The sequence below is a fragment of the Enterobacter cloacae complex sp. P12RS genome, from assembly GCF_014895875.1.
In the GTDB taxonomy this organism is placed as follows: domain Bacteria; phylum Pseudomonadota; class Gammaproteobacteria; order Enterobacterales; family Enterobacteriaceae; genus Enterobacter; species Enterobacter bugandensis.
Genome location: NZ_JADBQO010000036.1, coordinates 22855 through 33370, shown reverse-complemented (window position 1 = coordinate 33370; position 10516 = coordinate 22855). Strand labels below are relative to the sequence as shown.

The 10516-nt window shown below is 53.1% G+C and carries 11 protein-coding genes; 1 reads left to right on the top strand and 10 read right to left on the bottom strand.

What is annotated here, in order from left to right:
* Positions 1-298 precede the first annotated feature (298 nt).
* Positions 299-1015 (top strand): acrEF/envCD operon transcriptional regulator, encoded by a 717-nt coding sequence (gene envR, locus IM284_RS18710; RefSeq protein WP_193055863.1) that lies wholly within the window; start codon positions 299-301, stop codon positions 1013-1015.
* On the opposite strand, the gene IM284_RS18705 is transcribed toward envR, so the two are convergent.
* The 10 genes from IM284_RS18705 to accB form a co-directional block, all read right to left on the bottom strand.
* Positions 931-3012, bottom strand: a complete 2082-nt coding sequence (locus tag IM284_RS18705; RefSeq protein WP_047367029.1) for a bifunctional diguanylate cyclase/phosphodiesterase — start codon at positions 3010-3012, stop codon at positions 931-933. The genes envR and IM284_RS18705 overlap by 85 nt on opposite strands.
* A gap of 138 nt (positions 3013-3150) precedes the next feature.
* On the bottom strand, positions 3151-3315 hold the full coding sequence (locus IM284_RS18700) for a DUF2556 family protein (RefSeq protein ID WP_014885446.1): 165 nt from the start codon (positions 3313-3315) through the stop codon (positions 3151-3153).
* Between the two features lie 179 nt (positions 3316-3494).
* The gene (fis, locus tag IM284_RS18695) at positions 3495-3791 is read right to left on the bottom strand and encodes a DNA-binding transcriptional regulator Fis (RefSeq protein ID WP_000462905.1); all 297 of its coding nucleotides are present in this window, start codon (positions 3789-3791) and stop codon (positions 3495-3497) included.
* A 23-nt stretch (positions 3792-3814) separates the two neighbouring features.
* Entirely contained in the window at positions 3815-4780 is a 966-nt protein-coding gene (gene dusB, locus IM284_RS18690) for a tRNA dihydrouridine synthase DusB (RefSeq protein WP_008502861.1), read from the bottom strand.
* Between the two features lie 330 nt (positions 4781-5110).
* Positions 5111-5851 (bottom strand): carbonic anhydrase, encoded by a 741-nt coding sequence (locus IM284_RS18685; protein ID WP_047367030.1) that lies wholly within the window; start codon positions 5849-5851, stop codon positions 5111-5113.
* Between the two features lie 137 nt (positions 5852-5988).
* Positions 5989-6870, bottom strand: coding sequence for a 50S ribosomal protein L11 methyltransferase (prmA, locus tag IM284_RS18680; protein WP_041907816.1), 882 nt, complete (start codon positions 6868-6870; stop codon positions 5989-5991).
* Positions 6871-6881: 11 nt separating this feature from the next.
* Positions 6882-8333: a sodium/pantothenate symporter gene (gene panF, locus IM284_RS18675; RefSeq protein ID WP_028014612.1), complete on the bottom strand. Its 1452-nt coding sequence runs from the start codon at positions 8331-8333 to the stop codon at positions 6882-6884.
* On the bottom strand, positions 8323-8565 hold the full coding sequence (locus IM284_RS18670; RefSeq protein WP_006178860.1) for a YhdT family protein: 243 nt from the start codon (positions 8563-8565) through the stop codon (positions 8323-8325). The genes panF and IM284_RS18670 overlap by 11 nt, the downstream gene beginning before the upstream one ends.
* Before the next feature lie 109 nt (positions 8566-8674).
* The gene (gene accC, locus IM284_RS18665) at positions 8675-10024 is read right to left on the bottom strand and encodes an acetyl-CoA carboxylase biotin carboxylase subunit (RefSeq protein WP_003860388.1); all 1350 of its coding nucleotides are present in this window, start codon (positions 10022-10024) and stop codon (positions 8675-8677) included.
* Between the two features lie 10 nt (positions 10025-10034).
* A complete protein-coding gene (accB, locus tag IM284_RS18660) occupies positions 10035-10499 on the bottom strand; it encodes an acetyl-CoA carboxylase biotin carboxyl carrier protein (protein WP_008502856.1) in 465 nt (154 codons plus the stop codon).
* Between the last annotated feature and the right edge of the window lie 17 nt (positions 10500-10516).

Below are 10516 nucleotides of genomic sequence, written 5' to 3'. Positions count from 1 at the left end.
ATAATGAGGGTATTTAATGTTTTTTAATTTATAAGTGCGAATGACGAGGCCTGAGAGGAAAATCAGAATCAGTCCCTTATAAAATACGGCTATACTTCTTCCCACTAAATCAGGCTAATAGAGCTTAACCGGTAAATTTATTCATTCCGTGAATTTAATTGCGGGCATGTATTTAGATTGTTTATAGATTAAGTGAATTGACTTTTTTTGTGCAAAATTAAAACGGCTTTTAGTGAATACTTCCAACCATCCGAACCTGATGTTATGTATATACCCTGCGAGTAAAGAGTAGCTGTCAATGGCGCGTAAAAAGAAAGAAGAGGCTCAACAAACCCGACAGCAGTTGATTGAGGCGGCTATCGGGCAGTTTGCGACGCGAGGTGTGGCCAGCACGACGCTGACGGATATCGCCGATGCCGCAAAGGTTACGCGTGGTGCTATCTACTGGCACTTTACCAGTAAAGCAGAGATATTTAATGCCATCTGGGAACAGCAATTACCGCTACGTGAAATCATTCGCGACAGGCTTTCTCTCTCCGAAAATGATGATCCGTTGTTAATACTTCGTGAGCAATTCATTACTGCGCTTCAGTATATCGCACGCGAACCCCGTCAATGTGCGCTATTACAAATTTTGTATCATAAATGTGAATTTACTAGCGATATGATTTCAGAGGATGAAATTCGGAAACGTATTGGGTTCAATTATGATTCTTTACGCGTTACGCTGGAAAAATGTATTTCTCGAAACATCATTTCGTCGCAGGTGAACGTTGAGCTGACCATGATCGTATTCCACGGTTTTTTTAGCGGCATCATTAAAAACTGGTTAATGAATACCGACAATTTTAATCTTTATCAGCAGGCGCCAGCCCTGGTCGACAGTATTCTGGCGACACTCCCTCTCTTGCGCGTGTCGCCTCATAATGATTACGGCTCAGCGTCTGGCAACATTTCACCCCGTGCACAAAGCGCCTCGATGGTCTGCGCGCTGGCGGGTTTACCTAACAGATAACCCTGTAAGGTATTACAGCCCAGCTCCGTCAAAAAGGCTTGCTGCGCTTCGGTTTCCACACCTTCGGCCACGACTTTCAGGTTGAGCGTTTTCGCGAGGGCCACAATCGCAGAGACAATGGTGGCATCCTCGCTTTCACCGCTTAACTCTTTCACAAACGCTCTGTCTATCTTCAGTTCACAGGCCGGTAAACGCTTGAGATACAGCAGGCTCGAATATCCGGTCCCAAAATCATCAATCGAGGCTTTCACCCCAGCATCCGTCAGCTCTGTCAGCACCCGCACGCTCTCATCGGGGTTGCTCATCGCCGTAGTTTCCGTTACTTCCAGGATCAACATTTCCGGCGGGACGTGATGACGCTCCAGGCAGTCGAGCACTGTTTTAACCAGCGAGGGCTGTTCGAACTGCAGCGTCGACAGGTTTACTGCCATTGACCAGTTTCGATGCCCCTGCAGATGCCATTCTCTCAGCTGGCGACAGGCTTCATTGAGCACCCAGTTACCAATAGGGATGATAAGCCCGGTTTTTTCCGCCAGCGGCAGGAAAAGATCCGGCGTCAGTAAACCCTGCTTCGGATGCTGCCAGCGCAGCAGCGCTTCAAACCCGAGGAGAGGGCCCGCGGGCGCGTGAAACTTTGGCTGATAAAGCAGGCGCAGTTCATTGCGATCGACGGCCATCCACAGATCGTTCATTAACTGAAGATGGGTCTGCGCCAGAGTGTTCATGGAGGGCTGGAAAAAGTGATAGCCGTTTCGGCCCATATGCTTGGTGTGATACATCGCCGCGTCGGCGTTAAACATCAGCTCACGTTCGGTTTTGCCGTCGTGAGGGTACAGGGCGATACCAATGCTAAGCGTTACCACCAGTTCGTAGGGGTCGAGAGTGAACGGGCTATCGATCGCCCGCACCAGCGAATTTGCCAGCGAGGCCGCATCGTCCGGACCTTCTCCCTCAGCCAGCAGAACAAACTCATCGCCGCCAATGCGTGCAAGGGTAAACTGGCCCTTCAGGAGATGCAGCAGACGCTGCGTAACGGCGACCAGCAGCCTGTCACCGACATCATGGCCGTAGGCGTCATTGATGGCTTTAAAACCGTCGAGATCCATGAACATCAGGGCGAAATGGGTACCTTCACGGTCAGCTTTGCTGATGGCCTGATCGAGCCGGTCCTCCAGCAGGATACGGTTGGGCAGACGCGTCAGCGTATCGTGCAGCGCCAGCTGCGCAAGTTCCCGGTTCGCTTCTGCCAGCGACGAGGCCAGAAGGGCGGTTCGTGCCTGCAGGCGGGCATCCAGCATCGACACCAGCAGGGTGATCCCAAGAATAGAGAGCGCGACGAGGCTGACCAGCACGGCCAGCCAGCTGCCGTTAATACCCTGATGGTGAACCATGGTGGACATTGGAAACTGCGCGGCCTTCATCCCGGCGTAGTGCATACCGGCGATAGCAATTCCCATCGTGATGGCGGCACCCAGGCGCATCAGCACCACCTGAGCGGCTTCGTGACGCAGGCGGAAGGTCAGCCACAATGCTGCAAGCGAAGCGGCAAGCGCAATCACGACCGAAATGGCCACCCACAGCGTATCCCAAACGATCCCCGGCCTCACCTCCAGCGCCGCCATACCGGTGTAATGCATGGCAACAATACCGATTCCCATTACCAGAGCGCCGGGGAGCAGGCGGCGCATGCGCAGCTGTTCACAACTGACGAGCCATAGCGCAAACAGTGACGACCCCACGGCGATGACCATAGATAAAATCGTCAGGGGCGCGTTGTAGCTCATGCTCATGGAGAGATCCATCGCCAGCATGCCGATAAAGTGCATGGCCCATACGCCAATGCCCATCGCAACACCGCCTCCCGCCAGCCAGATGCGCGCTGCGACGCCCTGACTTCCGGCGACGCGTGCAGCCATATTCAGCGCGGTGTAAGCAGCAAGGATGGCAACAGCAAAGGAGAGGGCTACAAGGATAGGGTTGTATTGGCTAACCAGCATGGTCGGTTCTACTCGAGTATGACGTTACGCAGGAGAGGTTGAGAAGGGCGAGACATTATCACCGTCAGGTAACGGCTCAAAGGGATTTAAATCCCCGTTTTTAGTGGGTAATACGGGGAGGTTGGTGACGGCAGGGTGTTAATCGAGTTCTGAACAGTTCACTAATTTCAGCGGATTGACGGAGTTCATATTGCGGCACTTGTCGGTTTCGGTGCTCATCAGTTCAATCCACTGCATCAGGAGGGCATCGAATAGAAAAACGGAGATTGCAAAGACGACCAGCCACCAGTATTTACGAATCATTGTGTCATTCCGCGAGAAGAGAGCCACTGAAGTGGTGGAAATATACACGAAAAGAAGCGGTTTAAAAGCGGGATAAGCAAAGGTTTACAAAGCGTTGACGGTGAAAGAATAAGACAATAAAAAAGGCGCATCCCCATGCCAGGTAGCGCCTTTTTAAACAAGCATTTAACTGATTAGTATCAGTTCATGCCATATTTTTTCAGTTTCTTACGCAGAGTACCACGGTTGATACCCATCATCAGCGCAGCGCGGGTCTGGTTACCGCGGGTGTATTGCATCACCATGTCCAACAGTGGCTGTTCAACTTCAGCCAGTACCAGCTCATACAGGTCATTAACATCCTGACCATTCAGTTGAGCAAAATAGTTCTTCAGTGCCTGTTTAACCGAGTCACGCAGGGGCTTTTGAGTTACCTGATCCTGAGAGTTAACGGTAGAAACGGTCAGTACGTCAGAATTTACGCGTTGTTCGAACATAGTTCTGTCAGCTCTTTATTTCATTACGCAAGATTTTCGAAGTATGCCTCCAACGCCTCCAGCTGTTCGCTGGCATCCTCAATGGCGTTGAATGTGCGCCGAAACTGGTCATCTGGAGCGTGCTCCTGGAGATACCAGGAGACGTGTTTACGCGCAATTCGGTACCCTTTTGCCTGACCGTAGTGGTCATGCAGTTCCCGAACATGCGAACAAAGCAAGCGCTTTACCTCTGCCAGAGGCAGTGGGGCAAGCAGCTCCCCAGTGTCCAGATAATGCTGGATTTCCCGGAAGATCCAGGGTCTTCCCTGAGCTGCACGTCCTATCATCAGAGCATCAGCTCCCGTATAGTCGAGTACAGCCCTGGCTTTAAGCGGGTCAGTTATGTCGCCATTCGCGATAATCGGAATGGAAACCTTCTGCTTAACTGCCCGAATGCTGTCGTATTCAGCTTCACCATTGAACAAACAGGCGCGAGTGCGTCCGTGGATGGTCAGGGCCTGAATACCACAATCTTCGGCCAGTTGGGCAATCTCTACACAGTTACGGTGTTCCGGCGACCAACCCGTGCGAATCTTCAACGTAACAGGAACGTCCACTGCGCTGACAACCGCCGTCAGGATAGCTTTCACCTGGTCGGGGTATTGCAGAAGGGCTGAACCTGCAAGCTTGCGATTCACCTTTTTGGCCGGGCAACCCATATTGATATCAATAATCTGGGCACCACTTTCCACGTTAATACGCGCGGCATCTGCCATCTCTTCAGGCACGCTTCCGGCAATTTGCACGGTGCGAATACCTGGTTCATCAATGTGCACCATCCGAAGGCGGGATTTATCGCTTTCCCAAACCTGCGGGTTAGACGACATCATCTCGGATACGGTTAAACCGGCTCCCATCTCATAGCACAGCGTCCTGAACGGCCGGTCGGTAATACCTGCCATTGGGGCTGCGATCAGGCGATTTCTAAGCTGGTGGTGTCCGATGCGCATGAGTTAAGAAATGACCATACTGTGACTGCAAGGCGGCGTATATTACGCATTTTTTGCACGAGATGAAAGGCCAAACTTTGAACAATCCACTGTTGTAGATCAAGGAATCGCCACGCAATCTTTTCGTTTAAAATTATTCATTATTGAAATCATTGAGTTATGCGCTGATGGCTATTTTATGTGCGCTTACAATTTCCCGTAACTTCTCATCATTTCTGAATAAATGCGACAGATGAGCGGGATAATCTGCTGTTTTTAACAGCAGATTTCCCCACTTCTTTGCGATCTGCGTCGCATTTTAGAACATGATCTCAGGGCAAAAAATAGACGTTATTCGAGGATAATACGACCATGGAGGGACTGTACCGGCCGGTTATTATCGTGATGCATTGTGTGGGTGAATTTCTCGAGCTGCCCGGCGGAGACCGTCAGAGGATGCTTAAGCACGATCCAGGTGACGCCTTCTGAACACGGTGGCGTTGTCAGCGAGCCGCTAAAGCGCCAGTACGTTTTATCTTCCGGCAGCAGCTTATTCAGGTTGAGCTCCTGCTTGATGGAGACGTTCAGCTCAGCCTGCTGAGGCATAACGTCCCACAGTTTATCAAGCTCACGGTTCTCTGCCCCTTTGTCGAACATGACCGCGACCACCGCCAGTTCCCCCTTCGCATTTTTATGCACAAGGTGCATTTCCATCGCGTAATGCTTGCCGTGTACGGTGTTTTCGCTCGGCGCGTGGAAGTGGAACTGCTGTAATGTCCAGGTTTGCTTATCCAGCGTGATAGTGTCGCGAGTGTCGGCCTGCTCGCTTGCCTGAATAGTATGGCCATTGTTTGTCAGCGTCACAGGGCCGTCAACGTAGTGCGTTTGCAGCGGGGAGAGATGAGCGTTAGCGGTTGAATCAATATCAATGGGAGACTGGTTCATTCCACTGTTACAGGTCTTGTACGCTTCATCCAGTTCACCCCAGTGCTCCGGTGAACTTTCTCCTTTGTAGCTCCAGTGTGATGCGCATGCTGAAGCCGAGATCATGCTCAGCGCTAACAGCGCTGCCTTGCTATAAACGTGTTTCATAATATTCTTCCCGTGAATTTTTATTATCCAAATCAAAAGTTATCAATATGATTTGTGGGGTTATTTTACCGGAGGCAGGCCAGGGGCGGGAGGAATATTGAGGAGAAAAGGCGTGGTCAGAGGACCACGCCAAATACTTATTTTTTACGACCGGTAATGCGGCACCACTCTTCTTTCTCTACAACCGGGTCGAGCGCAAAGAGATCGGCGTAGGCTTCGCAAACGCTCTCCGCCTGACTTGCCAGAATGCCGGAAAGTCCCAGCAGGCCACCCTCAACCGGCAGCACGCTGATTAATGGCGCCAGTTCACGCAGTGGGCCCGCGAGAATGTTTGCGACCACCACATCGGCTTTCATGGCTTCTGGCTGCGCTTCCGGCAGGTAGAGCTCCAGACGATCGGACACGCCGTTACGCTCGGCATTATCGCGGCTGGCCTGAATGGCCTGCGGATCGATATCGATCCCGATGGCTTTCGCCGCGCCCAGTTTCAGAGCGGCAATCGCGAGGATCCCGGAACCGCAGCCGAAGTCGATCACCGTCTTACCATCCAGATCGAGACCATCCAGCCACTGCAGGCACAGAGACGTGGTTGGATGGGTGCCGGTGCCAAACGCCAGGCCTGGGTCAAGCATCACGTTCACCGCGTTTTCATCGGGAACCTCGCGCCAGCTTGGGCAGATCCACAGACGTTTGCCGAACTGCATCGGATGGAAATTGTCCATCCACTCGCGTTCCCAGTCTTTGTCTTCCAGCTGTTCGATTTTATGCGCGAAGCCTGCACCCAGCAGCGGATGGTTTTCCAGAATCGCCACCACCTCTTTCATGTCGGTTTCGGCATCGAACAGGCCGATCACGTCGGTATCACCCCACAGGCGCGTTTCGCCCGGCAGCGGTTCAAAGACCGGCGTGTCGTGCGTGTCCTGAAAGGTGATGGAGACAGAGCCGGCTTCCATCAGCGCATCGCTTAGCTCTTCGGCGTTCGCGCCGGTTGTGTTCAGTTTTAGTTGGATCCACGGCATGGCAAAACTCTTTATTTATCAGTAGAAATCATAGCGGGTTGTGGGGCGGGCTGACCGAAACGGTTCCCCACCACAAACGCCAGTAAACTTAGCAGTAACGAAGGCACAATCGGATGGAAGCCCAGATACTGAATCTTAAATGTCGCAAGGATGGCATACAGCACACCGCCAACAATCATCGCGCTCAGCGCGCCTGCAGCGTTCGCGCGTTCCCAGTAAAGACCTAATACCAGCGGCCACAGGAAAACGGCTTCAAGACCGCCAAACGCAAGCAGGTTCAGCCAGATGATCATCTCCGGCGGACGCCATGCAGCTAACATCAGCAAAGCTCCTAACACCAGCGTAATGACGGCAGACATCCGCTTCAGGCGACGTTCATTTTCAACCTGCTCAGGGCGCAGGTTCAGATAGAGATCTTTAATGATCGTAGCGGAACTTTGCAGTAACTGGGCGTTAATGGTCGACATAATGGCGGCCATTGGCGCTGCGAGGAAAATTCCGGCGGCGAAGGGCGGCAGCACTTTAACCATCAGCGTCGGGATCACCAGATCCGGCACGGTAAGGTCGGGGATCACCGCGCGCCCTAACGCACCTGCCAGGTGCATACCAAACATCAGGACCGCGACCACAATCGTCCCGATGATGATGCCCTTGTGAACGGCTTTACTGTCTTTATAGGAGATACAGCGCACGGCGGTATGCGGCAGACCAATCACCCCGAAGCAGACTAACACCCAGAACGAGGTCATAAAGGTCGGCGAGAGGATATCATCCGCGCCCTGCGGTGAAATCAGTTTCGGGTCAATCGCTTCCAGGGTTTCCACCGCATGAGTGAGTCCACCCGCGGCATGAACAATCCCCACCAGCAGAACAATCGTGCCGATGAGCATGACCATTCCCTGCAGCGTATCGTTCAGCACGCTGGCGCGGAACCCGCCAAACGCGGTATAGAGCGCGATGCTTACCCCGAAGATAAGCAGGCCTGTCTCGTAAGGGATCCCGGCCGCCGTTTCCAGCAGGCGTGCCCCGCCGATAAACTGTACCGTCATCGCGCCAATAAAGGCCACCAGCAGGCTTAAGCTCGCCAGCCACACCAGTAAGCGGCTCTGGTAACGGGCAAACAGCATGTCGTTGAGCGTGACGGCATTATAGCGGCGCGCCAGAATGGCAAATTTCTTACCAAGAATACCGAGGGAGAGCCAGACGGCAGGCAGCTGGATCATAGCCAGCAGTACCCAGCCTAACCCGTACTTGTAGGCCGCACCGGGGCCGCCAATAAACGAGCTGGCGCTGATATAGGTCGCGGTCAGCGTCATTGCCAGCACAACGCCGCCCATCGAACGGCTGCCGAGGAAATACTCGTTCAGAAAAGCACCGGTCGTTCTTTTGCGCATGGCGTAAATGGACAATCCAAACACGACCAGCAGGTATGCGACAAGCGGCAGAATGACTTCAAGCTGCATCATCGTCCTCCAGCGGAATATCCCGGTAGATAAATTTCACCATTGCCCAGCACAACAGGATAAACACCAGCGGTACCAGCAGGCAGGCCATTTCGAACCAGTGCGGCAGGCCGGTGATGCCAATAGCGGAGTCAGGTAAGTAAGCAGTTACTAACCATGCAGCAAGATAGAGAAGGGTCAGCCACAGCGCCCAACGCGCTTCTTTATGGGCCTGAACAAAACGTTTGTCCATTTTTTGTCCCTTGTGGATGCAGAAAGCGGGGATTGTACATGATGGGGCTTTGCGATCCCCAGAAATAAAAAAAGGCCGGATAATCCGGCCTTTTAGCAACACAGCTCTCTTACTTCTCGTTCAGGCCGAGTTTTTTCTCCAGGTAGTGGATATTGGTTCCACCATTCTGGAAGTGCTCGTCGCTCATGATACGCATCTGCAGATCAACGTTGGTTTTAATACCGTCGATGATCAGCTCCTGCAGGGCGTTCTTCATGCGGGCAATCGCCACGTCACGGTTTTCGCCGTAGCAGATGAGCTTGCCGATCATTGAGTCATAGTACGGCGGTACGGTGTAGCCGGCGTAGATATGAGATTCCCAACGCACACCAAAGCCACCCGGCGCGTGGAAACGCGTGATTTTACCCGGGCTTGGCAGGAAGGTGTTCGGGTCTTCGGCGTTGATACGGCACTCTACCGCATGGCCTTTCACCACAACTTCTTCCTGCTTGATGGACAGAGGCTGACCGGCTGCGATACGCAGCTGCTCTTTGATCAGGTCAACGCCGGTGATCATTTCGGTAACCGGGTGTTCAACCTGAATACGGGTGTTCATCTCAATGAAGTAGAACTCGCCGTTTTCGAACAGGAACTCAAAGGTACCCGCCCCGCGATAGCCGATATCAACGCACGCTTTGGCGCAACGCTCGCCGATGTAGCGACGCAGTTCCGGGGTAATGCCCGGCGCTGGCGCTTCTTCGACCACTTTCTGGTGACGACGCTGCATGGAGCAGTCACGTTCTGCCAGATAGATCGCGTTACCCTGACCGTCAGCCAGCACCTGAATTTCGATGTGGCGTGGGTTTTCCAGGTATTTTTCCATGTACACCATGTCATTGCTGAAAGCCGCTTTCGCTTCCGCTTTGGTCATGGAGATGGACTGCGCCAGTTCAGCATCGCTGCGCACAACGCGCATACCGCGACCGCCGCCGCCGCCGGACGCCTTGATGATAACTGGGTAGCCAATGCGTTTAGCATGAGCACGGTTAGCATCCATGTCGTCGGTCAGAGGGCCGTCAGAGCCTGGCACGGTTGGAACACCGGCTTTTTTCATTGCGGTGATTGCAGACACTTTGTCGCCCATCAGGCGAATGGTGTCGGCTTTCGGACCGATGAAGATAAAGCCAGAGCGTTCAACCTGCTCAGCAAAGTTGGCGTTCTCAGAGAGGAAGCCGTAACCCGGATGAATTGCCACCGCGCCGGTGATTTCAGCGGCGCTGATGATAGCCGGGATGTTCAGATAGCTTTTTACGGACGGAGCCGGGCCAATACAGACCGTCTCATCCGCCAGCAATACGTGTTTTAAATCGCGATCCGCGCTTGAGTGCACGGCCACGGTCTTGATGCCCAGTTCTTTACAGGCACGAAGAATACGCAGTGCAATCTCGCCACGGTTGGCGATAACAATTTTATCCAGCATGTTCGCCTCGTTACTCGATGACGACCAGCGGCTCGTCAAATTCAACCGGCTGACCACTTTCGACCAGAATCGCTTTCACAGTACCTGACTTGTCAGCTTCGATCTGGTTCATCATTTTCATCGCTTCAACGATGCACAGGGTATCGCCTACGTTGACTTTCTGACCCACTTCGATGAACGCCTTCGCGTCCGGGCTCGGGGTGCGGTAGAAAGTACCAACCATTGGGGAACGTACGATGTGACCACTGATTTCTGCTGCAGCGGCAGGTGCGGCTTCAGCTGCTGCTGGCGCAACGGCTGCGGAAAGCGCAGGCTGCTGCACTGGCGCAGCGTAAGCTTGCTGCATTACCGGGAAGCTAGCGGCTGGGGCTGCACGGCTGATGCGTACAGACTCTTCGCCTTCAGAAATTTCCAGTTCGGAGATGCCTGATTCTTCAACCAGCTCGATCAGTTTTTTAATCTTACGAATATCCATGAGTGGGTTCCGTACTC